25 protein-coding genes, 1 pseudogene and 1 riboswitch are annotated in these 23710 nt (G+C 52.2%); of the genes and pseudogenes, 21 read left to right on the forward strand and 5 right to left on the reverse strand.

Annotated features, from left to right (window positions below; translation table 11 throughout):
• Positions 1-382, forward strand: a pseudogene (locus tag RW092_RS12620) (hypothetical protein); the annotation flags it as partial.
• Positions 383-664: 282 nt separating this feature from the next.
• On the forward strand, positions 665-1468 hold the full coding sequence (locus tag RW092_RS12625; RefSeq protein WP_085279499.1) for a zinc ribbon domain-containing protein: 804 nt from the start codon (positions 665-667) through the stop codon (positions 1466-1468).
• Here RW092_RS12625 and RW092_RS12630 read toward each other — a convergent pair.
• A complete protein-coding gene (locus RW092_RS12630; protein WP_316010363.1) occupies positions 1465-1671 on the reverse strand; it encodes a hypothetical protein in 207 nt (68 codons plus the stop codon). The genes RW092_RS12625 and RW092_RS12630 overlap by 4 nt on opposite strands.
• Before the next feature lie 67 nt (positions 1672-1738).
• Here RW092_RS12630 and RW092_RS12635 point away from each other — a divergent pair, with 67 nt between their 5' ends.
• The 3 genes from RW092_RS12635 to RW092_RS12645 all read left to right on the forward strand — a co-directional run bounded on the left by RW092_RS12635 (position 1739) and on the right by RW092_RS12645 (position 4435).
• Entirely contained in the window at positions 1739-2044 is a 306-nt protein-coding gene (locus RW092_RS12635) for a hypothetical protein (RefSeq protein ID WP_016313624.1), read from the forward strand.
• A gap of 125 nt (positions 2045-2169) precedes the next feature.
• Positions 2170-2270, forward strand: a riboswitch (purine riboswitch).
• Between the two features lie 171 nt (positions 2271-2441).
• Entirely contained in the window at positions 2442-3032 is a 591-nt protein-coding gene (locus tag RW092_RS12640; RefSeq protein ID WP_028538082.1) for a xanthine phosphoribosyltransferase, read from the forward strand.
• A gap of 35 nt (positions 3033-3067) precedes the next feature.
• Positions 3068-4435, forward strand: coding sequence for a nucleobase:cation symporter-2 family protein (locus tag RW092_RS12645; RefSeq protein WP_028538081.1), 1368 nt, complete (start codon positions 3068-3070; stop codon positions 4433-4435).
• A gap of 25 nt (positions 4436-4460) precedes the next feature.
• On the opposite strand, the gene RW092_RS12650 is transcribed toward RW092_RS12645, so the two are convergent.
• Together RW092_RS12650 and RW092_RS12655 are read right to left on the reverse strand one after the other, a co-directional pair.
• Positions 4461-4799 (reverse strand): DUF4870 domain-containing protein, encoded by a 339-nt coding sequence (locus RW092_RS12650; RefSeq protein ID WP_016313621.1) that lies wholly within the window; start codon positions 4797-4799, stop codon positions 4461-4463.
• Positions 4800-4858: 59 nt separating this feature from the next.
• Positions 4859-6028, reverse strand: a complete 1170-nt coding sequence (locus RW092_RS12655) for an MGDG synthase family glycosyltransferase (protein ID WP_016313620.1) — start codon at positions 6026-6028, stop codon at positions 4859-4861.
• A 271-nt stretch (positions 6029-6299) separates the two neighbouring features.
• On the opposite strand from RW092_RS12655, the gene RW092_RS12660 reads away from it, so the two are divergent.
• From RW092_RS12660 to RW092_RS12735, 16 genes are all read left to right on the forward strand, one after another.
• The gene (locus RW092_RS12660; RefSeq protein WP_009224055.1) at positions 6300-6488 is read left to right on the forward strand and encodes a hypothetical protein; all 189 of its coding nucleotides are present in this window, start codon (positions 6300-6302) and stop codon (positions 6486-6488) included.
• A 141-nt stretch (positions 6489-6629) separates the two neighbouring features.
• Positions 6630-7385: a type I methionyl aminopeptidase gene (map, locus tag RW092_RS12665; protein WP_016313619.1), complete on the forward strand. Its 756-nt coding sequence runs from the start codon at positions 6630-6632 to the stop codon at positions 7383-7385.
• A gap of 847 nt (positions 7386-8232) precedes the next feature.
• Positions 8233-9291 (forward strand): cytochrome c oxidase subunit II, encoded by a 1059-nt coding sequence (coxB, locus tag RW092_RS12670; protein ID WP_016313618.1) that lies wholly within the window; start codon positions 8233-8235, stop codon positions 9289-9291.
• A 98-nt stretch (positions 9292-9389) separates the two neighbouring features.
• Complete coding sequence (ctaD, locus tag RW092_RS12675; RefSeq protein ID WP_051135009.1) at positions 9390-11240, forward strand: cytochrome c oxidase subunit I; 1851 nt, start codon at positions 9390-9392, stop codon at positions 11238-11240.
• Complete coding sequence (locus tag RW092_RS12680) at positions 11237-11863, forward strand: cytochrome (ubi)quinol oxidase subunit III (RefSeq protein ID WP_016313616.1); 627 nt, start codon at positions 11237-11239, stop codon at positions 11861-11863. The genes ctaD and RW092_RS12680 overlap by 4 nt, the downstream gene beginning before the upstream one ends.
• A gap of 3 nt (positions 11864-11866) precedes the next feature.
• A complete protein-coding gene (locus RW092_RS12685; protein ID WP_016313615.1) occupies positions 11867-12187 on the forward strand; it encodes a cytochrome C oxidase subunit IV family protein in 321 nt (106 codons plus the stop codon).
• Between the two features lie 186 nt (positions 12188-12373).
• On the forward strand, positions 12374-13321 hold the full coding sequence (ctaG, locus tag RW092_RS12690) for a cytochrome c oxidase assembly factor CtaG (RefSeq protein WP_016313613.1): 948 nt from the start codon (positions 12374-12376) through the stop codon (positions 13319-13321).
• Between the two features lie 74 nt (positions 13322-13395).
• Positions 13396-13860, forward strand: a complete 465-nt coding sequence (locus RW092_RS12695; RefSeq protein ID WP_016313612.1) for a DUF420 domain-containing protein — start codon at positions 13396-13398, stop codon at positions 13858-13860.
• A gap of 210 nt (positions 13861-14070) precedes the next feature.
• A complete protein-coding gene (locus RW092_RS12700; RefSeq protein ID WP_316010364.1) occupies positions 14071-14793 on the forward strand; it encodes a hypothetical protein in 723 nt (240 codons plus the stop codon).
• Between the two features lie 45 nt (positions 14794-14838).
• Positions 14839-15255, forward strand: a complete 417-nt coding sequence (locus RW092_RS12705) for a GntR family transcriptional regulator (RefSeq protein WP_016313610.1) — start codon at positions 14839-14841, stop codon at positions 15253-15255.
• Positions 15252-16184, forward strand: a complete 933-nt coding sequence (locus RW092_RS12710; RefSeq protein WP_085279494.1) for an ABC transporter ATP-binding protein — start codon at positions 15252-15254, stop codon at positions 16182-16184. The genes RW092_RS12705 and RW092_RS12710 overlap by 4 nt, the downstream gene beginning before the upstream one ends.
• A 38-nt stretch (positions 16185-16222) precedes the next feature.
• Positions 16223-17128, forward strand: a complete 906-nt coding sequence (locus RW092_RS12715) for an ABC transporter ATP-binding protein (RefSeq protein WP_009224066.1) — start codon at positions 16223-16225, stop codon at positions 17126-17128.
• Positions 17121-18404: an ABC transporter permease gene (locus RW092_RS12720; RefSeq protein ID WP_085279493.1), complete on the forward strand. Its 1284-nt coding sequence runs from the start codon at positions 17121-17123 to the stop codon at positions 18402-18404. The genes RW092_RS12715 and RW092_RS12720 overlap by 8 nt, the downstream gene beginning before the upstream one ends.
• Before the next feature lie 383 nt (positions 18405-18787).
• Positions 18788-19468, forward strand: coding sequence for a response regulator transcription factor (locus RW092_RS12725; RefSeq protein ID WP_316010365.1), 681 nt, complete (start codon positions 18788-18790; stop codon positions 19466-19468).
• Between the two features lie 23 nt (positions 19469-19491).
• The gene (locus RW092_RS12730) at positions 19492-21294 is read left to right on the forward strand and encodes a sensor histidine kinase (RefSeq protein ID WP_316010366.1); all 1803 of its coding nucleotides are present in this window, start codon (positions 19492-19494) and stop codon (positions 21292-21294) included.
• Positions 21284-21877 carry a hypothetical protein gene (locus RW092_RS12735; RefSeq protein WP_316010367.1) on the forward strand — a complete coding sequence of 198 codons (594 nt, stop codon included), beginning with the start codon at positions 21284-21286 and terminating at the stop codon, positions 21875-21877. Before RW092_RS12730 ends, RW092_RS12735 begins: the two co-directional genes overlap by 11 nt.
• A gap of 80 nt (positions 21878-21957) precedes the next feature.
• Here RW092_RS12735 and RW092_RS12740 read toward each other — a convergent pair whose 3' ends face one another.
• On the reverse strand, positions 21958-22779 hold the full coding sequence (locus RW092_RS12740; protein ID WP_028538069.1) for a carbohydrate ABC transporter permease: 822 nt from the start codon (positions 22777-22779) through the stop codon (positions 21958-21960).
• Positions 22776-23645, reverse strand: a complete 870-nt coding sequence (locus RW092_RS12745) for a carbohydrate ABC transporter permease (RefSeq protein WP_016313602.1) — start codon at positions 23643-23645, stop codon at positions 22776-22778. Before RW092_RS12745 ends, RW092_RS12740 begins: the two co-directional genes overlap by 4 nt.
• Positions 23646-23710 lie beyond the last annotated feature (65 nt).

Genomic DNA, 23710 nt, shown 5'->3' on the forward strand with positions numbered 1-23710 from the left:
CGTCTGGGCGGCCTGGGCCGCCGAGGCGCCGCTGGCGGCCGCCGAAGCGGCGCTGCGCCGTGCCGCCGGGCCGCACGACAGCGCCCGGCGCGAGGCCGCCGGCCCGGGCGGTCCGCTGCTGGCCGAGCGGCTGGCGGAAGCAGCCGAGCAAGGCCGGCTGCACGAGCCCGGGCCGGAGTTCCACGACGTCGACGTGGAACTCGGCCCTGTGGGCCCGCCGGCGGCAGGCGCCGAGGCGCCGCAGGCGGGCCCGGACCCCGCGCCATGGGCAGCGCTGCTGCCCGGCGTGCGGGGGGCGGCGACGGGGCTGGCGCTCGTCGCCGAGCGGGTCATGCAGCGGGCGGAGGCACTCGCCGCCCCGCTGCGCCGCAAGCCGGACTGACCGCTGGGCATAGTCAGTCCGGCCGTGCGCCGGCCTCCCGGTGCCGGCGCCTAGAAGCCGCGCTGTAGCATGCGCGTCCCCTTCTTGGCCGCGTTCTCGCCACACCCACCCCGAAATATTCGCTGCGGCCAGCAGGGAAGCGCCAAGGGGCATGTGAGTCCCTAAATTGGAGCTGGATGGCCGCGGAGAACCCGAAGAGGCCGCTTCCTGAGTCGCAGGACGGTTTCATGGGGCTGCAAAATCTGGTATGATTATGAATATTTCGCGGGGAGGAATCATGTCATGAAAATTTTACAACGCTTGAAAGACGGTGCGGGCAAGGTTACCGATCGCGCGCAAAATGTCGTGGAGATTAGTAAACTAAACACTCAAATTTCAAATATCGAACGTGAGCTTGATTTATATTTTCATAAAATGGGCGAAGTGTTCTATGAAGCTTATCGGAAGAAGGATATGGCTGCAGCGGAGAAAGAGATGCTCGAACTGGCCAAAACCTGCGATCTGCTGACGGAGGAACGCGACGAGATTCGGATGAAAATCGCCGAGCTCAAGAATGAGCGCTTATGCGGCGCCTGCGGTCGGAACGTCGCGGAGGATGCCTTGTTCTGCCAATACTGCGGCCATAAGCTGGCCGTGGCGAAGCGAGCCGTTCCAACCGAGCTGCTGAAGCCGGTTCAGGAGCCGGTGAAGTCCCCGGCAGCCAGCGAGGCCGCCGCGAGTGTCGAGCCGCCTGTGATGAAGCAAGTCGAGGTGGACGAGATGGATACGCTGGAGCTTGCTGCGTCCCTTGTTCGGGAGAAAGCGGAGCAGCGGGAGCCAGAGCCCGTATCGGAAGCGGTGAAGCCGATCGATCCTGAGGAAGAAGAGCGTCTCCAGCGCGAGCTGGAGCGGGAACGCAGACGTCAGGAGGAACTGGATCGCCGTATTCGCAGCTGGAAGCAGGACGCTGTCGCTCCACAACCGGAGAATTTGGATGAACCTGAAGTGATCATCGGCGGAGTGGCTACGGTGAAATGCCAAATCTGTTCGTCGACGCTGGTCAAAGGGACAAAATGGTGCCCGCATTGCGGCTCTGAACAAATCTAGCGTCGTACTGCGGGAACGGCTGGTTGCTTCAAAAAGTTCATCAGGTTGTCAAAAAGTATACTGCCGCAGCCGCACGCTGATTCGTAAGTATAGTTAAGAGCATGCGGTCTACGCCGGTACGGCGGCCCAGGGGCTGGGTTAGGGAATCCCAGCAGCTCCGCAGCTGTCGTGCCGTTTTTCTTATCGCGGGCGCTCGGCTTCAAGTGGATGCGACTGCCTGCTGCAGGAGATGCTATACCGCATAGAACAGGATACAGGAGCGTGCAGCACATGGAATGCATTGTACATTTTGACGTCGTACATAAGGATGAAGTGAAGCACCTGCGCGGATTGCTTTTTCTCGATCAAGGAAAGACGCCAACCGAAGCGGACTATCTGCAAATGTTCGATGAGATGGGATATAAGCTGCGTTTAGAAGATTGGGAGCATCTGGTGTTTAAGCCGACGGAAGCCGGTGCTGATTACAGCGAGATCCGGGTACGCCGCCTTGACACAGGGGAGAAGACGTACAAAGAAGACGGCGAGTTAAAAACGTTGCTCACCCATCTATTGCCGCAGGAGCCGAAGCCGCTTTAAACCAGCTCTGGTGCGGTTAGACGGCACTGCTTCGCGCAGGGCTTTGCAAAGTTTTCACAGAACCCTAAAAGATTCCTCTTTCTCTACCCGGGCGGAATGCGTTATACTTCTAGCATTGTGTGTTATATATGAATCCATGAATTTTCCGTATAAGTGCAGGAATGGGCCTGCGCGTCTCTACCTGATCACCGGAAATGATCGGACTACGGAAAGTACCGCCTCGCATGCGCCCAGGAATCAAGGGGATCAGCTTTAGGCTTCTAGCCGTCCTGATCGCTTAGTATTGCTGTTCGGGCTTATTCGGTGCTTTCTAAATTTAAAGTCCATTTCCGTTGAGAAATGGGCTTTTTTGCGTTTAGTTCATGTGATGAATGATTGAAGGAGAGGGGAAACAGGAGTGAAACTGCTAAAAGACAAAGTGATGGCAGAAGGGATTGTTCTGGGCAACCAGGTGCTGAAGGTCGACTCGTTTCTTAACCACCAAATGGATCCGGTGCTGATGAAGGAAATAGGGGCCGAGTTCGCCCGGCGCTTTGGCGAAGAAGGGATTACGAAGGTGCTGACGATTGAATCGTCAGGGATTGCCCCGGCGATTATGACCGCGTTGGAGCTGAATGTGCCGATGATCTTTGCCCGCAAGCATCAATCCTTGACGCTGAAGGACAACATTTTTGTGGAAAAAGTCTACTCGTTCACCAAGCGGGAAACCAACGAGATCACGGTGTCGAAAAAGTTTCTGCATGCAGCCGATCGGGTGTTGATCGTGGACGACTTTTTGGCGAACGGTGAGGCAGCCTTTGGATTGACCCGCATTGTAGAGAAATCCGGGGCTTCGGTCGCCGGCATCGGGATCGTCATCGAGAAGTCGTTTCAGCCGGGAGGACGGTTGCTTACGGAAGCGGGGTACCGCGTTGAATCGCTCGTTCGGGTGGCCTCGTTGGAAGACGGTGCGGTGACGTTCGTGGAAGAAACACCGAATTATTCATGAGATGAACTATTAAATCGGGGAGGAACCAGATTTTTATGAAACGGGAACGTATTTTTCAGAAACACCGTCATCCGCTTAAAACCTTTTCATTAGGACTGCAGCACGTACTGGCGATGTATGCCGGGGCTGTCATCGTCCCGTTGATCGTTGGGGGAGCGCTTGATTTTACTAATCAGCAGCTGACTTACCTGATCGCCATCGACCTGTTGGCCTGCGGTGTCGCCACGTTGCTTCAAGTCTGGGGCAACCGCCTGTTTGGCATCGGGCTTCCGGTCATGCTGGGCTGCGCATTTCAAGCGGTGTCGCCGATGATTACCATCGGGCTGACCGACGGCGCAGGGGTCTCCGCGATTTACGGCGCAATTATTGCCTCCGGGCTGTTTGTTTTCCTGTTTGCCGGTTTGTTTGGCAAGCTGATTGCGTTGTTTCCGCCGGTGGTTACCGGCTCCGTGGTCACGATTATCGGCGTTACGCTGATCCCGGTGGCGATTACGGATCTTGGCGGCGGCAGTCCAGGGGACAATCCCGACTTTGGGAGTCCGCTGAATCTCGCGCTGGGCTTTGGGGTATTGCTGTTCGTGATTTTAATGAACCGTTTTGCCAAGGGCTTTCTGCGTTCCATCTCCGTCTTGCTGGGGCTGATTGCCGGGACGCTGGTGGCGGCGCTTGCCGGTAAAGTGGATTTGACGCCGCTGAAGGAAGCCAGCTGGTTTCATGCGGTACAACCGTTTTATTTTGGTGCACCTACGTTTCACGCTTCGGCGATTTTGACGATGATTCTGGTCGCGATCGTGAGCGTTGCCGAGTCGACCGGCGTCTTTATGGCGCTTGGCAAAATCGTGGATAAAGAAATTACGGATAAGGATTTGACGCGGGGGTATCGGGCGGAAGGGCTGGCGATCATGCTTGGCGGGATTTTCAACTCGTTTCCGTACACAACGTATTCTCAAAATGTCGGGCTTGTCCAAATGAGCCGGGTGAAAACCCGGGACGTCATCGTAGTAGCGGGTGCGCTGCTGATCTTGATCGGCTTCGTACCTAAGATCGCTGCGTTAACGCAGCTCGTGCCGACGTCGGTGCTCGGCGGAGCGATGATCGCGTTGTTTGGTCTCGTGTTGTCCTCCGGCGTTCGGATGCTGGGCGACCAAGTGGATTTGAACCGGCATGAAAATTTGCTGATCATCGCTTGTTCCGTCGGCATGGGGCTGGGTGTGACCGTGATGCCGGAGCTGTTCGACCAACTGCCAGCTAAGCTGCAGATTCTGGTGGACAATGGTATCGTTGCCGGCAGCTTTACGGCGATTGTGCTGAACTTGCTGTTTAACGGCTGGAAGGGCCAACGCAAGGCAGCTGAGCTGAATGGGGCTGCTGAACCAAGCGAAACCGCCAAAGCTACCGCATAAAATGTGCCTCGGTCTAGCTGGTGAATTACATCCGTTGCAGCTGTTTTTCTGCGAGTTCGCCGATCCAAGGCAACTTCAGCCATTTGCCCTGGAGCGCAGCCAGCATCATGACCACCCAAAGCGTAACGCCCAGCAGAGTCAAGAGCAGATTGACGACCACGCCGATGACCGGTAGAAAGCCGGACAAGGCATGAGCCAGCATCAACCCGCCAAACAGCATAACCGACTGAAGGGCGTGGAACAGCACGTATCGGCTGCGCTTCTCGAGCACGAGAAACGCAACTCCACCCACAAACGCAAGCAAGTAGCACAGGAAGCCGGCGACATTTTCGTAGAGGCCGGTGGATGATTTAAAAGGGGACATCAGGACGACACCTACTTTCAGGAGAGGATTGTCTTATCCTAAATGTATGACGAGCCCCCTTATGAAAGAACCAGCTCGGCCTGCTTGGGCGCGAACCACTGCTCTAAAATATCGTCTGCAATCACCTCCGCGGCTTCCGGCCGACGGAGGTTTTCTATTTTTTGGCGAAGCTTGGTCAGCCGGTGTGGATCTTGGAATAGCGCATCGATTTCCTCGGTCAGCTCTGCAGGGGTTCGGGTGATGCAGGCCACACCTTTTTGGGCCAGATAACGTGCATTATTGAGCTCTTGCCCTGGGACAGGGCGATAGACGAACACCGGCAGTCGGCAAGCCAGCGCCTCGGACAAGGTGATCCCTCCCGGCTTGGTTACGATGCAGTCGCATTGTTGCATCAAGGCAGCTACTTGCTCAACATATTCCAAGAGGTGCACGTCTGGATGGGGAGGGAGCTGCTCATGCAGTGCACGGTACAGCTCATGGTTTCTGCCGCAAACGGCGATCACACGGTAATGTTCCAGTGCCATAAACCGCTCTATTACTTCGCGTACCCCCTGCATGGAACCGTAAGCCCCTGCCATCAGCAGGATGGTGGTTTTGTTGTTGGTGTGATTTTTTACGAAAAGCTCTTGAAGTGGACCAGTGAGGCATTCTTGTCTGTCCGGATGCTGCAGATGAAACTCCGGCTTAACCGGGATGCCGCTGACTCGGATGCGTTCCTCGGGGATTCCCCGGCTGACCATTTCTGCCTTCAAGTCCTCGGTGGCGACGTAATAGCGGTCGACTCCGGAGTGGATCCACCGTCCGTGCAGGTCAAAGTCGGTGATGATATTTGCCATCGGCAGGGATTGGCCGGTCCGCTTCAGCAGTCTAGGCATGGCAAGCTGGGGGAAGGTGTGGATGATCAGATTCGGCTGGGTTTGTTGCAGGGTTTGCTGCAGCTTGTTCATGCCAAACGAATTGATGACCTCGAGCAGCGGCGCTTCTTGCGGCATCTGTTTGGTGGCGTTATAGACCCAACCGTAGAGGCCGGGGATGGTTTTGAAGCTCTGCATATATACGAACTTCGTCAGTCCGTTAATCAGCGGATGCGCTTCGGCCATCAGATCAAGCAGTGTGATGTCGGTTACGCCTCGGCTTCGCAAGCTGGCTTCCACCGCTTTGGAGGCTTGGTAATGTCCATCCCCGTAGCTGGCATATAAAATCAGAATTTTTGGAGACTGGGAAGTCATGGCGGTATCCCTCCTCTTCAAGTCCAGGCAATGACTCTCAACTGCATGTAGTTTGCCCCTGCACCCGTTTATAAATAGTATTAGGTGAAGCGGATAAAAAATGTACGTTTGGAAGAAAGCTGAAACCTTCTTCTGAATATGTTACAATAAGGCAATAGGAGGTCTTTCCATTACAACTAAATAGCCGGCATAGCTTCATGAATCTGAACCCGCACTTTTCGGCATCGCAAAATCGGAGCATTTACCTTAAGCGTTCTGGGAGGGAATCAGTATGGCAACAAAAGGTCATGATGAAGTGAAAGAAAGTTTACGGGAAATGACCCGAATCTTCAGACCGAAAGATCCGAAGAAGTTCGTGAAAGAATATGTACGCAAGTATCGGATTATGGGCGGCTATGAAGAGGAATTGACCCACCTGGTTGAGCATGAGCTCGGGAAATTGGACTCGTCTGTTTCCTGAAGACCATTTGAATCGAAGCATATTCGCCGTTCCGGCGCCTTGGGCGTTCGGGACGGTTTTTTTCTGCTGTTCCCACATATATTAAACTGACGGGAACATCACGAAATCAATCGTCGTGCGGCAGCGGAAGGAGAACAAGATGTGAAGGTACGCATAAAAACCAAAGAGGAAATCAAGCGGATCCGTGAGGCGGGACGGATATTGGCCGAGTGCCACCGCGAAATCGCCAAAATGATCGGACCGGGAATTACCACCTTGGAGATCGACGCCTTCGTGGAGTCGTTTCTGGCGAAGCGGGGAGCTAAGGCGGAGCAGAAGGGATACCACGGCTTTCCGTTTGCGACGTGTGCGTCGATTAATGACGTGGTTTGCCACGGGTTCCCAAGCGATCAGAAGCTGGCGCTCGGAGACATCGTCACGATCGACATTGTCGTAGGTAAAAACGGTTGGATGGCCGATTCCGGCTGGTCTTACCGGATCGGACAGGTGAGCGCTGAGGCAGAGAAGCTGCTGACGACCACCGAGCAGGCGCTGATGGCCGGCATCGCGCAGGCCGTCCCCGGGAACAAGATCGGGGACATCGGGTATGCGGTGCAGCGCGTGGCGCAGGCCGCGAACATCGGCATCGTGAAGCCGCTGATCGGCCACGGCATCGGCCAGTCGATGCACGAAGCGCCGGACGTGCCGAACTTCGGCCGGCCGCGCACGGGAGTGACGCTGCGACCGGGGATGGTGATCACGATCGAGCCGATCTTCACCGGCGGAGAAACCGGCGCGGTGTTGTGGGAGGACGACGGCTGGACGATTCGTACCGCGGACGGCAGCCTTGGGGCGCATTACGAACACACGCTGGCGATCACGGAGGATGGACCGTTGGTATTGACCAACGGGGAATAATGTGGACGAAGAGAGAGAGCGGGAGCTCTCTTTTTCTTTTGTTCTAACGGAACGTAGAGCCGTTATTTGGCCAGTTAGCCGGTGCCCTGATTTCTAACGGAACCAGGAGACCTTATTTGGAGCGGGGACGGGGGATTGCAGCCAAAAACGAGGAATAAGGTCATTTGGTTCCGTTACAGCGGGAAATAGCCGGGAAATGTGTAAATAAGGTCGCTACGTTCCGTTAGAGTTACATGTTCCGCACCAGGCCACGCGCATCGCGCCAAACCACATCTTCCGCACCAAGTCACACGCATCGCACCAAACCACTCGTTTCTCACCATTTCAACACGTTTAGCGCCACAGCCCGCACCATCACGTTCCCCAACAGCCACTTTTTTCTACTACTCGCAGCACGACCACGTAAGTCCCTGCAGCATAACCTCAAACTCCCAGACTCCCCCTGCACGCACTCGAACAGCGCCGCGCCTTCACGCCTGACCTGAGGCAATGTTTAAATTTCTTCTGCTGAAATGAAATAAAGTTTGAAGAAATGTCAAAAATGAAGCAGAGTAGGGAATCGTCACAATTCACCGAGTTTTGTTCAAAATTGGCAGCCTTTTCACTTGATGTCGAACTGGAGAAAACGTTCACAAAACCTTTTGTGACGCGGGTTTTCGGATTTTTGAACAATTTGTGAACTGCCCCTGAATCATTGACAAACGAGGGGTTCAATCATATATTTAATAGGTGATTGTTGTAATTGACAGGAATGTAGTTTCCGTGATAGACAGGTAGATTTTTGAGCTGCGCAGGCTGGAAATCTCTGTGATGCTGCGGAAGAAAACGTAAGAAGTGGGGTAGATCAATGATGAAACCTTGGAAGGCTGTTAAGCGGCTAGTACCTTTGTTTGCCATGCTAGCGTTGCTCTTGTCCGCATGCGGCCGTGAAGACCTGTCCGTGCTCAGACCGCAGGGTCCAGTAGCTGAAGGGCAGCTCGGATTAATTAAACTGTCGATTACGATCATGATTGTAGTCATGCTGATCGTATTCGGGATCGCGGCTTACGTGTGGATCAAGTATCGCCGTAAACCGGGGCAAAACGACATTCCCAAGCAAGTTGAAGGCAACCATAAGCTGGAGATCATCTGGACTGCCATTCCGTTGGTTCTGGTTCTGATTCTGGCGGTTGCAACGGTGCAGAAAGTTTTTGCCTTTGGCGAAGATTATTCGAAGGATGCCAATGCGGTGAAGGTTAAAGTCACTTCGCATTTGTTCTGGTGGGAGTTCACCTATCCGGATTACGGCATTACGACTGCCCAGGATATGATTATCCCTACGGGGAAGAAGATTGCGCTTGAGTTGAAGACAGCTGACGTGCTGCACTCCTTCTGGGTGCCTTCGCTCGGCGGCAAAACGGATACCAATACGGACGGAACGATTAACAAAGCTTGGCTAGAAGCCACGAACGAAGGGGTTTACCTCGGGAAGTGCGCCGAGCTGTGCGGGAAATCCCATGCTTTCATGGAGTTTAAAGTCAAGGCGGTTAGCCCAGAGTCGTTTGACCGTTGGGTTGAAGCGATGAAGGCGCCGGTACAAACAATTCAGGATCCAGCCGTTGCGGAAGTATTTAAGACGCAATGCTTGAGCTGCCACGCGATCGGTGATCAAGGCGGGCCACTGGGACCGAACTTGACGGGGATCGGCAGCAGAGAGACGGTTGCGAGCATTTTACATAATGCAGAAGCGTCCGGCAAACCGATCGACGGCAAACCGGTTAAGGATAATTTGGTGGAATGGCTGACGGATCCGCAAAAGGTAAAACCAGGTAACAAAATGCCAAATCCGAAGGAAGATCTCGGATTAACGGATGCTGAAATCGAAGCCATCGCCGACTACTTGGCTAACAGCAAATTATCTTATTAATCTTGCGTGCCTCTATGGACGGCATGGATGGATAGGAATTAATAGAGGGGGTACAAACCTTGGCTCATGCTCACACTGTCAAGCGGCACAAGGGGTTAATGGACTGGTTGACGACGGTCGATCACAAGAAAATCGCCATTTTGTATTTAGTGGCGGGCGGTTTGTTCTTTGGAATCGGCGGCATCGAAGCATTGCTGATCCGCGTGCAGCTGGCAAAACCGATGAATGATTTTGTATCGGCACAGCAATTTAACGAATTGATTACGATGCACGGCACAACGATGATTTTCCTTGGCGTTATGCCGGTGATCTTCGCCCTGATGAACGCGGTTATCCCGCTGCAAATCGGGGCTCGGGACGTCGCGTTCCCTTTCTTGAACGCTCTCGGATTTTGGACCTTCCTGTTTGGTGGACTGCTGCTGAACCTGAGCTGGTTGATGGGCGGTGCACCGGATGCAGGCTGGACCTCGTATACGCCGTTGTCGAGTACGACGTACAGCTTGACACACGGGGTTGACTTCTACACGATCGGCTTGCAGATCGCTGGTCTGGGGACACTGATCGGCGGTATCAACTTCCTGGCGACGATCATTACGATGCGCGCGCCGGGGATGTCCTTTATGCGGATGCCGATGTTTACTTGGACCACATTTGTAACGTCTGCCATGATCTTATTCGCTTTCCCGGCGATCACGGTAGGTCTGGTTCTGTTGACGTTTGACCGGATTCTCGGCGCAAACTTCTTTAATGTAGAAAGCGGCGGTAACCCGGTATTGTGGCAACATATTTTCTGGATTTTCGGACACCCTGAAGTTTACATTTTGATCTTGCCAGCGTTTGGGGTCATCTCCGAAGTTGTAAGTACGTTCTCGCGTAAGCGGTTGTTTGGTTATAGCTCGATGGTATTCGCTACGATCCTGATCGCCTTCCTGGGCTTCATGGTTTGGGCGCACCATATGTTTACGACAGGGATGGGGCCGGTGGCCAATGCGCTGTTCTCCATCGCTACGATGCTGATTGCCGTTCCGACGGGGATCAAAATCTTCAACTGGTTGTTTACGATGTGGGGCGGTCAAATCCGCTTTACGACGGCTAACCTGTTCGCTTCCGGTTTTATCCCAACGTTCGTTATGGGTGGGGTTACCGGGGTAATGCTGGCTTCGGCGCCGGCAGACTATCAATACCATGATACTTACTTTGTCGTAGCGCACTTCCACTATGTTATCGTAGGTGGTCTGGTTCTGGGCTTGTTCGCCGGACTGCATTACTGGTGGCCGAAGATGTTTGGCCGCGTCTTGAATGAGAAGCTTGGCAAATGGGAGTTCTGGACGTTTATTATTGGCTTCCATATGACGTTCTTCGTACAGCATTTCCTTGGCTTGCTAGGGATGCAACGCCGCGTCTTTACGTATTTGCCGAACCAAGGCTTTGACCTGTTGAACTTGATCAGTACGATCGGTGCGTTCTTGATGGGCGTTGGGGTTATCTTGTTCCTGGTGAATATTGCAATTACGGCAAGACAACCGAAGGGCGTTCCAGGTGATGTCTGGGAAGATGGACGTACGCTGGAATGGTCGATTGCTTCTCCGCCAGAGGAATATAACTTCAAGCAAATTCCGCTGGTTCGCGGGATTGACGCTTTCTGGAAAGAGAAGATGGCTGGCAACAAAGAAATGACGCCGGCAGAGCCGGTTGGTCCGATTCATATGCCTTCGCCGACGATTCTTCCATTTATTATGTCGGTAGGTTTGTTTATTGCTGGTCTGGGCTTTATGTTCGCGAACGATGATTTTGGTAACGGTGCGATGAACTTCCTGTTCAACAACTACATTGTAGTTGGCCTCGGCTTGGCGATTACGTTCTTGTCGATGCTGCTCCGTTCCTTGTTTGACGATCACGGCTGGCACATCGAACCTGATGAACTGAATGGGAAGGAGGTCAAAGCATGAGTGCACCAAACACATCGCATGTAGCAGGTACGCTGCCGCACGAACCAGAGAAGGCAACGCTGGAGGGCCGTAATAAAATTTTGGGCTTCTGGTTATTCCTTGGGGGCGAGGCCGTCCTGTTTGGTACCTTGTTTGCAACCTTCCTGACCTTGCGGAATCAAATCGCCGATGGCCCGTCCGCAAGTGAGCTGTTTAATTTGGGGATGACGGCCGCTGCAACCTTTATCCTCTTGGTCAGCAGTTTGACGAGTGTGTTCGCCATTCAAGCGATGCACCGCGGAGACAAAGGGAAGCTGGCAGGCTGGTTGGCTGTAACTGTTCTGCTTGGCCTGGCCTTCCTTGTGCTGGAGATATATGAATTTGCTGAGTATGTCCTGCATGAAGACTACGGCATGACCACAAGTGCGTTCAGTTCGGCGTTCTATACGCTGGTAGGCTTCCACGGCGCGCACGTGTTGTTCGGGATTTTGTGGATTTCCTTGCTCATTGGGCAACTCTTCAAAAAAGGTCTGACCGTCGTCACGGCACCGAAGATTTACGTGTCGGCTATTTACTGGCACTTCATCGACGTTGTCTGGGTGTTCATTTTCACGGTTGTCTACCTGCTCGGAAAGGTGGTCTAACGGATGGTCAATCAGGAATCAAACGCTTCACCGACGGTAAAGCACCGTCAGCGGCATGAAGGTCCGGAGAAACACATTGTCGCGTTTATTTTCTCCATCGTTCTGACCTTGATCGCTTTTGCAGCGGTTGCAGCCGGCGGAGTGAATACCGCGTTCACCGTCATTTTGTTGCTGTTGATGGCGGTACTGCAGGTGCTGGTTCAATTGGGTTACTGGATGCACATGAAGGATAAGGGCCATTTGATCCCGATCATCTTCATGGCTGGTGGATTTTTCGTTGCATTTACCGCGATTATTGCCGCTTTATATTGGATGTGGTGGTAAGAGAAGAAGAGGAGGCTCTCTCCAGATGGCGGGCCCCCTCTTTTGCGGGTTCAACTGCATAGTTAAGATAGGTATAGCACAAAAACGGTACCTTCCCGCTTGGGATGCTGTCACCGTTTTTGTCGTATTTACCCCCTTGTTCACAATTTGGACAGAACTAAGCGCGCTGCGGAAGGAGGGTTTGCCGTGCTGGGGTTAGAATATTTTAATTTCACAGCGGTCTGGAGTCCGGTTTTCTTGGCTTTCATGCTGCTGGTGACAGCCGGATATTTTGTGTTGATTGGGCCGGGCGCTGAGAAATGGGCTGAAGGTGATGTCCACGTTCCCGTGGGACGGAAAGTGTTGTTTGTCACCGGGATGCTGTTGCTTTATTTAGCACAAGGCGGTCCGGTGGAACTGCTCGGCCATATGATGTTCAGCTTCCATATGCTCAGCATGGCGATGTCCTATCTGTTGGCGCCGCCGCTGTTAATGCTGGGGCTGCCCCCTTGGGTTTGGCGCCGTGTGACAGCGTTTCTGGCTTCAAGCCCGCTCAGAGCATTGAAGTTTTTGGCTCGCCCGGTGGTGGCAGCTGTCGTGTTTAACGGGTTGTTTTCGTTTTATCATCTGCCGGTCGTGCATGACTATGTGATGCTTCATTTTGGCGTGCATCGACTGTACTATGTCATTTTGTTTATCGCCGCAGTTCTCATGTGGTGGACGCTGGTCAATCCGTTGCCTGAGCGGGCAGGGGTTCAGGGCCTTAAGAAAATGGGCTTTATCTTCCTTAACATGGTGCTGCTCACGCCAGCCTGCGGCTTGATTATTTTTGCGGACGAGCCGCTGTACGCGACTTACAGCGATCCGGCTGTCTGGGCGCGGGCGATGGGATATTGCGTGGCTGGAGACCCGGCGCAGCTGCTTCGTCAGTTCGGCGGACCGCAATTTTTTGGCTACTTGCAGCCGAACATCGATCAGCAGGTTGGGGGAATCCTGATGAAATTCATTCAGGAGTTCATCTTTGCGTCGATGCTGGCGTACGTGTTTTATCATTGGTACAAGCAGGAGAACCGCGAGAATGACCAGGAAGAAGCGGAAGGTGCTGCTTTGTCTAACTCTACGCTGAATCCACCTCCGCCTCAGACCGGATCTTAAGTCAACGGGATGGGAGGCCGGCCGGCGATTTTGGGTTGGAAGGCTATCTCACAAAACGTTTAGGAGGATGCAAATTGGATCTGTTCACGTTATTTCCGACGCTTAGCACATCATTTATCGTCATTAGTGCCGTGCTGGTAGCGATCGGGTGGGGGCTTATCATTAAAGGGAAACGGGAAGCTCACAAGAAGACGATGATTGCGGCGGCTGTGGCTGCGCTTCTGTTCTTCCTGATCTATATGTCGCGAACTGTATTTATCGGCAATACGTCGTGGGGCGGACCGGATAGCCTCAAAGGCTATTATCAGACGTTCCTCACCTTCCATATCGTTCTAGCGACCGTTGCAGCCGTATTTGGCATCACCACATTGGTGCTTGGCTTTAAGGAGAAGTACGCCAAACACCGCAAGTGGGGACGGGTCACCTCGGTCATCTGGTTTTGCACGGCGATTACGGGGGTTGTCGTTTATGTGCTGCTGTATTTGCTGTATCCAGGCGGCCATACGAAGCCGGTATGGGAAGTTATTTTGGGTATGTAAATCATCGTAAGTATACTGGATCTATCTACGGCCAATGGCCGATTCGTAAAGAATCGCGCTGTTGGCTTTTTTTTGTGGATGAAAGAAGCATTGACAGCGAAATAAGCACAGATTATACTGTATATAAAGATATAAACAGTAAGCACAGTGGCCATCACAGCTTGTCGATGATCGAAGGATGAAGATGGGAATGAAAGAGGTTGATGAACGATGGATAGTTGGAAAGGCGCTTGGGTGATTTTCAGAAGAGATTTGCAAAGTGATCGGATGTATCTCATTTGGAATGTCATCTTTATGCTGTACATTGCGCTGATGCTCGGCATCTTTATTGGAACACAAGAGCATGTCCAGTACGTGATGAATCCGATGAGCGACTTCCTCATGTTGATCATGGTTCCTTTCACAGGTTTCTTTTTTACTCGGCGGTCATTTAACTATATTCGGGAAAATTCGTATACCCAAATGCTGAGATATTATCGCGTGTTGCCAATTTCGGTGAAGACGGTGCTGAGAAGCAGGCTGATTCAACTGGGAGCGGCGATGCTGCTCAACGGGATTCTGTTCTACGGCGGCCTTTATCTGGTCACGTATCTGATGGATAGTATGGTGTGGGATTTTGGAGCCTTTCTTGTGTTTTGCTTCACCTGGACGGGATACAGCTTACTGATTAACGGATTGTTTATTTATTGCGAGCTTCTGATGAGCGGCAAAGTATATTTAGGGTTAACCTTCCTGCTCATGCTGTTGCTGGCGGGAGCCGCTTTTGTCATGAATTGGCTTGACGTCAACCTGCTGGCAATCATCTTGGAAAACTCCCGGCGTTACACCATACTCTCACCAATGATGTGGTGCTCCATAGCTGTCGGCGGTCTCGGGTTCACTTACCTGTTATCGCTGACGCGGCGAAGACTAATGAAGCGGGATTTGACTTAAGGATGGCAGAGAAATACGGGAGTAAGGCGGAGGTGAGCAAGAAAGGTGTGGATTCCCATTCAAATCAACGAAAATAGTGCAGCGCCGCTGTATCATCAAATTGAGTCGCAGCTTCGCTCCCTAATCGTCAGCGGCCAGATCGCAGAAGGTACGTTGTTACCTTCGATTCGGGAATTCGCCGGCGCCTTAAACTGCAGCGTCATTACCGTCCGCCGGGTCTATCAAGATTTGGAGGCGGAGGGACTGCTTCGGACGCGGCAGGGAACAGGAACGTTTGTCGCCAAGGTCGGCGCGGACGAACGGGATGAATACCGCACCGCTGTAGTGAAGGAAGCGTTGGAGAAGGCGGTAGATACCGGAAAATCGATGCAATACGGGGCGGAAGAGTTGAAGCAGCTATTTTTGCAGGTTATGCAACAGAAATATAACTCAAATCCAGACAAGGAGGGGACGGATGAATGACACAACCGATGGCGATTGAGCTGATTGGAGCGCTGAAACGGGGACGCCGTAAAACGATCGGGCCGTTACATTTGCAAGTGCCGAAGGGGTATATCGTGGCTCTCGTAGGGCCTAACGGCTCTGGCAAAAGCACGATGATGCAATTAATTCAGCAAATGCTGCAGCCAGATGCGGGGGAAATTCGTTGGTTCGGCCAGTCGTGCTCCGGTGAGTTGCCCCTTGAGCTGCGCCAACAAATCGGATATGTCTCGGAAGCGCCCGAACCGGAAGAAAATTATATGACCGCCGAGCGCGCAGCGGAGTTCCGATCACAATGGTATCCAACTTGGGATCAGCAGCTCTTTGAGGATCTCATGAACCGGTTTGACGTCCCGAGAAATGAACGGTTAAACCGGATGTCCAAGGGGGAGCGGCGGAAATACGAGATCGCGGCAGCGTTGGCTGCCCGGCCGAAGCTGCTATTGCTCGACGAGCCCTCCTCAGGGCTGGATCCCTTCGCATGGAAGGGCATGATCGACGAGCTCCGGGACTTTATGGAGGGCGAGGACATGACGATCTTGATCGCGACCCATATCGTGGAGGAAGTGAAGCGGCTGGCTGACTACATTGCTTTGATTCACCAGGGGAAGATACTCGGAATGGCCGAGAAGGATCAGTTATTTAGCAGCTGGAAGGAGATTTGGATCCGCAGCAGCGATTGCTCGCCGGGCGATCTGCCCGAGGGAACGATTCTTCGCGTAGATGGACCGCAGGTGACGAAGCTGATCGTTCAAGAGCAGTACGAAGGAGAACTGCAGCAGAGTCTAGCCGCCAAAGGCCTGCAGGTGATGCAAACCCGCAGCCTCGAGTTAGATGAGATTTTGCAGTTGTGGATTCAAGGGCATTCACCGGCGAAGCTGGTAACCCCATCCACGGCGACATTGGTTTAATCGCATCAATTATTTTGTAGCGAAGAAGGAGAGGGAATATGGCGAAACCATTGGTACTGGACAATGTCATGAAGCAGTTTGGCGAGAAAACGGCGGTCAACAACATTTCGCTTCAGGTAGAGGAAGGCGAGATTTACGGTTTGCTGGGCGCCAACGGTGCTGGGAAGACGACAACGATGCGGATGGTGCTGGGGTTGATCTATCCGGACGGCGGACAAATTCTGTACAACGGCAAGCCTTACAGCCGGGAGCTGCAATCGCAAATGGGGTATTTGCCGGAGGAACGCGGGTTGTATCCAAAGGTGAAGGTCAGCGACCAAATCATCTACCTGGCCCGCTTGCGCGGCATGTCTGCAGCAGAGGCTGACAAGAGCCTGAAATACTGGCTCGAGCGATTTGAAGTGCCGGAATACTACGATAAGAAAATTGAGGAGCTGTCCAAAGGCAATCAGCAAAAAATGGGCTTTATCGCCGCGGTTGTTCATAAACCTAAAATTGTTATTATGGACGAAGCGTTTAGCGGCTTGGACCCGGTTAACGTCGAGCTGCTGAAGGCGACGGTGAAGGAGCTGCGCGATCAAGGCACCAGCATTCTGTTCTCCACTCACCGGATGGAGCATGTGGAGGAGCTGTGCCGGAACATCACGATTTTGCACCGTTCAAATACCGTGCTGCAGGGCAATCTGCAAGAGATCAAAAAACGTTATCCTCGCGAAGAAGTGCTCCTGCATACAGCCGGAGAAGTAACAGGGCTCGAGCGGATCGCAGGCGTGGAGAAGGTGGAGCGGAAAGAACGCGGCTATCTGGTACGGATCTCGCAGGTATCGGCAGCACAAGAGATTTTGCGTAGAGCGATGGAGGTCAGCGAAGTAGAGCATTTTGAAATTAAGGAGCCTACGCTGAATCAGATCTTTATTAAAGAGGTAGGTGAATCCAATGAATAAAATGGGGACGGTCGTTGGCTTTACGTTCATGAATAAAGTGCGTACAAAATCTTTTATCATTACGACGCTGGTCTTGGCGCTGCTGGTGACGATCGGGCTGCATGTGCCTTATTTTATCGATAAATTTACCGGCGGGGATGATCAACCAACGAAGATTGGTCTTGTGTACGAAGGGCAACCGGAGTTGGCGAAGTCGCTGGAAGCCTATACAGAGAAGCAGCCGGCAGCAGGCTACACGTTGGTTCCTTACGAGCAAGCGGACAAAGCCAAGCTGCAAGCGGCAATTGAAGCCGGGGAGATCGATGGGTATCTGCAGTTTGCTGAAGGAGACGGCGGTGTCTTCCCAGCAGTAACCTACACCTCGAAGAAAGACAGCTTGGGAATGGGGCTGCAAAATGCGCTGCAAGCGGCACTCCAGAACGTCAAGGCGGAGTATATCACGAAAGGCATGCTGACAGAAGAGCAAATCGCTGCGTTAAGCACGCCGATCCAAATCAATGCGGTGAAGGCTTCACCGGATTCTGGTGCGGGCGAAGGCGGCAATCCGACGGAAGCGATGGGGGCAATTAATTACGTTATCGTATATGTACTCATCATCCTGTTCTTCATGACCATAATGATGACGGGGAATATGATCTCGGCGGAAGTCACTGCAGAGAAAAGCTCGCGCATTATGGAGATTCTTATCACCAGCGTATCGCCGCTCGCGCAAATGTTCGGGAAGATTATTGGGATGTTTTTTATCGGGCTGCTGCAAATTGCTGTTTTTGCCGCAGTGATTGCGATTAATATCTCGCTGCCGTACAACCAGCCGGTGTTGGCGGATTTCAATCTGCATCTGTCTGATATCCGCGTGGAAGTATTAGTGCTTGGCCTAGTATTCTATATTTTGGGTTACTTCTTGTATGCTACACTGTTTGCCGCGGTCGGCTCGCTGGTCAGCCGGACCGAAGAGCTGGGGCAAGCGGTGATGCCGATTACGATGCTGTCGCTGGCGGCATTCTATATCGGGATCTTCAGCTTGGGCACGCCTAACTCGCTGCTTATGAAGGTCAGCTCCTTCATCCCGTTCGTTTCGCCGGTGTCGATGATCGTACGGATTGGCCTCGGGGAGCCGCCAATTTGGGAAATTGCGGCTTCGCTGATCGTCCTGGCTATTGCGATCTTCGTGTTCGGCTGGCTGTCGGCGAAGATTTACCGCACCGGTGTCCTGCTGTACGGTAAGCGTCCAACCTTCAAAGAGCTGCGCAAAGCAATGAAAGCCTATAAGATCTAGTTCATAAATGCAATAAGCCTTGGTAGACTTACGTTCGTCTATCAAGGCTTTTCTTTTAAGCAAAGTTATGTGGTGCAAGGCACATCAGATGCTGAACCGTCATTATTTGGGGAAAATCGCTTTACAGGTTGGTGAAGACTTCACAGCCTGATTGTCAGTGTTAGATAGAAAACCAATGCATAGAACTAACGGGATACCTGAGCAGAGGCTTTCTGCGATCAGCGGAGCGCCTCTTTTTTTTCTTGGTCACGTCAAGTTCACACGGCAGACACATCACTGCTTTATACTTGGTTTTGCAAGGAGAAATGGAGGTGCCGACCGAGTTCATACGAGTTCATAGAAGGGGGATGAATATGCTAGAATAGGAGCAAGGTGATGTCGGGATGAAACGAAGTATATTGCTGGTGGAAGACGACGCACTGATGCGTGAGTTTATCACCGATTATTTTAAAAGAGAACAATGGGAAGTCCACGAAGCCGAGAACGGCCGCATCGCGCTGGACATTTTCGAGCAGACCTCTGTTGATCTGGTCGTGCTGGACATCATGATGCCTGAAATGGACGGTTGGTCCGTCTGCCGGCGAATTCGCGGCAAATCGGATGTGCCGATCATCATTATGACGGCTCGAACCGAGGACGACGATCAGCTGCTCGGATTCGAGCTGGGCGCCGACGAATATGTGACAAAGCCGCTGAGCCCCCGGGTGCTCGTCGCCCGCGCCACGGCTTTGATGAAACGAAAGGAAGGCACGGTTGGCCGGGCCAGCGAGGTGCAAGTGTTCGGCGACTTGTCGATCAATCGCGAAGCGCATGTCGTGGCCGTCAAAGGGACCGCGGTGAATTTAACGCCCAAGGAGTATGAGCTGCTGATCTTTCTGGTCAAGCATGCTGGCAAGGTGTTAACCCGGGAGGCCATTTTGGATGCGGTCTGGGGATACGATTATTTGGGCGACTCACGTACCGTGGATACCCATATCAAAAAATTAAGAGCCAAGCTGGGAGACGAAGGTCGGTACATCGTTACCGTGATCCGGTCAGGCTATAAATTCGATGTGAACATATGAGAAGGCATAGCGTTGTTTTTAAGTTGTTCATTGTCACTTCGGTGCTGGTGTTATTGGCCTTCTCGGTCGTCATGGTGGCTGAAGGCATGTTCTTCGAGCGCTTCTATCGGGAGACCAAAATCAACCGGTTGGTCGAGAGCATGCGGAGCTTTGCCAAGCAGTTCAGCGAGCATCCCAACGATGACCAGCAAGTCTCCCGGCTGTTAGGCGAATACATGAACCGGCATGACGCCAGTATCGCTATATTAAGTCGAGAATTTGTGAAGCTTCACTATGAACCTTATTATATCGATTTGCAGACGTTAAGCGGGAAGAAGATCAAGGTCGTCATTCCGACGGAAGGGACAACCTGGGAAGAGATTCCGAAATTTGCGGTTGGCGATCAGCTGACGGTCGACGGGATGTTTATGGATCAGCTGGATACGATTATGAATCCCGTGGAGATTCATTTGTCGGCAGAAGCGAGTCGTGAGCCTGATCTCGGGCTGGTGCGGGTGGAAGGCAAGGTAGAGGATCTGTTGCTGCCGGAGCCCCATTCTCGCTCATATAATCCGTTTTATCAGGATTCGTTGATCGATGATGCGGTTCAAGCTTGGAGAGAGCAAATTTACAGAAATAATTGCTCCGAAACGGAGCTGCTTCAAGAGGGACTCGTTCGATTCGAATGGCGGGATCCGTGGAGCGGTGTCGAGTACGCTGTACTGCTTCAGCCGCTCGCCAACGAAGAGCAGAGGGGTCCGCATTACATGATCGCATTAAGCTCATTGCAGCCGGTTGGAGAAGCCGTGGACATTCTTCAAAATTATGTGATTGTGCTGGCTCCGCTGATCCTTGTGCTGGTCGTTCTGCTGTCCCTGATCTTTTCGCGGCTGGTGTCCCGTCCGTTGCTTGCCTTGAATCGTACGGCTGCCCGCCTGGCGGAGTTGGATTTCTCTGTAGTGCCGGAAGCTCGGTCCAAGGACGAGTTCGGCGAGCTGTCCCGCAATCTGGCCCGGCTGTCGCGCAATTTGGACGAAGCGTTGAAGGAGCTGACCCTGGCTAATCGTCAATTGCAGCAGGATGTAGAGGAGAAGCGGAAAGCAGAGGAGCTGCGCAAAGAGCTCGTCGCCAACATATCTCACGAGCTGAAAACACCTCTAGGCATCGTTAAGGGGTTTGCGGAAGGGCTGCAGGACGGAGTGGCAGACGACAAAAAAGAGCGTTATCTGGCATTGATCGTCAGCGAAACCGATCGAATGAACGCCTTGATTATGGATATGCTGGAACTGTCCAAATTTGAGGTGAAGAAGATCCAACTGCAACCGCGCAGCTTCTCCTTGTCCCGCCTCGTCAAGCGGGTAACCGAGTCCTTTGATCAGCAGCTGGAAGCCAAGGGGCTTCAAATCAAGTTGACACTTAGTTATGAGAAAAGCGGACTGCATTCATCCCATGTGGAGGAGATGACGGTTTGGGCCGATCCGAGACGGATTGAGCAGGTAGTCCTGAACTTACTAAGCAACGCCGTTCGCCACGCCCGGGAGGAAAGCATCATCTGCATTGAACTGCATCGGGAAGTGAATGGAAAGATCACGACGACGATCGAAAATGTAGGCCCCACGATTCCTGAGGCGGATCTGGCCCGGATTTGGGACCAATTTTACCGGGCAGAACGTTCGAGGGACCGCAAATCCGGCGGGACCGGGCTGGGGCTGGCGATCGTGAAGCATATTTTGGAGCTGCATGGCAGTGAATACGGAGCTCGGAATACGGAGCAAGGTGTAGCGTTCTATTTTACCTTAGCAAATCAAGATCACATAAACGGAGGAGAAACTCATGATGAAAAATAAAACACTGGTACTTTTGATGGCAGCTCTGACGGCGGTATTGATGCTGAGCGCATGCGGGAATAAATCATTAAGTGGAGCGCCGCAAGAGCCAAATACGACGACGAATACACCAGCAAATACGTCCGGGGTCAACGACCCGACATCGGCAAATTCGGGATCGGCTAATAACTCGGCAGACTCGGATCAAGAGACCGCAACAAACGACAATTCTGCCAATACGTCTGATGATAACGCCAGCACGGAGAATGCTGCCAACGGCGACATTCTGATCGTCATCGATCAAACCCCGAAACCGCTGGCTGAAGGGGGAAGCTTTGACTTCACGGTCAAAAAAGCACCGGAAGGCTACATGCTGAAGGAGATCCATTGGACATCCGAGAAAAACAACATCGTAAATACGTTGGAGGAAGCCATTAAGCATGGTCAAGAAGGCGGAAACGGATTCTATATCAGCGGTAACGGACAGTTTATGGGCTTCATTTATCCTGACGAAATGAAAGACGAAACTGGCAAGGTCACCTTTGTTTTCGCGAATGATCAAGGTAAGGAAGTGACCTGGGAGAAAGAAATTACGTTAAAATAAAAAGAAGACCCAAGCCATCATTGGAATGAATGGAGGCTTGGGTCTTCTTTTTGGAAAAGCACAACGGTGTACCGTTCGGCTTAAGCCTTGACAGCTCCTTGCGTAATCCCGCTAATGATCCATTTCTGAAGGAACAGATAAACGATAACCATCGGCAACAGCGCCAGTAAATAGGAGGCGAAGGCCAGATTATAGTCCGTGCTGAATTGGCCTTGGAACACGTATTGCACGAGCGGCAGTGTATATTGAGTTGGATCAGCCAGCAAAATGAGCGGCAACAGGAAGTCGTTCCACGTTGACAGGCAGGACAGAATCGCAACCGTAGCACTGATTGGCGCCAGCAGCGGGAAGATGATCCGCCAGAAGGTCCCCCAGGTAGACGTCCCGTCGACTGTCGCTGCTTCCTCCAGCTCAATAGGTATGGAGCGGATGTAACCGACATACACGAAGACGTTAAACGGCAGACCATAAACGATGTACAGGATGATCAGACCGGGAATGTTATTCATGCTTAAGTCAGTTGTTACTTTAACGACAGGCAGCATAATAATTTGAAACGGAATGAACATCGCACTGATAAAGTAAAGGTACAGCCCTTTGAAGAACCTGCGGTTCATGTTCCGGGCGATCGCATAAGAAACCAGCGAGTTGGTCAATAGAATAAAAACAACCGATACGGCAGTAATGACAAAGCTATTGCCGAGGGCTTGAAAGAAATTGGTGGCTTCGATAGCCCGTTTAAAATTGCTGAAATGGAGGCCTGTCGGCAACGAGAATATTGAGCCAGCCATTTCCTCCGGATTTTTCAAAGCGATGCTCACGGTCATATATAGCGGGAACAAAATGAAAAGGGAGCCAAGCGCAATGAGTATCGTTGCGAGCCAATTGGTTTTCTTAGTCATAGTTGATCCAACTCCCGTCTTTGTAGAACTTTAATTTGGAACAGAGAAATGGCGACGATCACGATAAAGTAGATGACCGCATTTGCTGATTGATAAGCGAATTCACCGCCAGTAAAGCCACCTTGGTAAATCAATAACGCGATTGATCGGGTGGCTGTACCCGGTCCGCCTCCGGTTAATGCAACGATTTGGTCAAAGACCATTAACCCGCCCTTCATAGCCAGGACCATGTTGATGGTGAAGAACGAGGCCAGCATTGGAAAAGTGATTTTCCAGAACTCTTTCCATTTGGAGGCACCATCGAGACTCGAAGCTTCGTACAGGTCGGCAGGAATTGTCTGCAAGCCGGCCAAGTAAAGAATCGTATTATAGGCTATGGCCTGCCAAACTCCGACGATGACGACACCAACCCAGGCCCAGTCAGGTTTTCCAAGAAGGTTAATCGAGAGAAAATCGCTACCTAACTTCTCGCCCAAGATCGGGAAGGCGTTGGAGAACAGGTAGTTAAAGATATAACCGATGATCAACACACCAAGGACGTTTGGCAGAAAATAAAAGGCGCGAAAAAAGTTTTTAGCCTTAATTTTCGCATTTAACCCCAGTGCAATCAACAAGCTGAGTACGTTAATCAGGATCGTGGCTGTAATCGCATATTTGAACGTAAAGATATATGAATCCAGGACATTCGAATCCTTAAATACATTAATAAAATTCTTCAGACCGATGAAATCATAACTTTTGCTGAAGCCGTCCCAGTTTGTGAAAGCATAGAAAATGCCTTGAAGCGCTGGATAGGTGTGAAAAGCAAAAAATAACACGAGAGCGGGTAAAGTCATCCAATAAAAGGCCGTACGGCGTTTCGTCATGTTTATTCCTCCTCGTATAGTATCTTTAAAAAGCTCTTTTAGGTTCATTTCCATCCCCCCGGGGG

This window comes from Paenibacillus sp. 3LSP, assembly GCF_032465655.1.
Lineage (GTDB): Bacteria > Bacillota > Bacilli > Paenibacillales > Paenibacillaceae > Fontibacillus > Fontibacillus barengoltzii.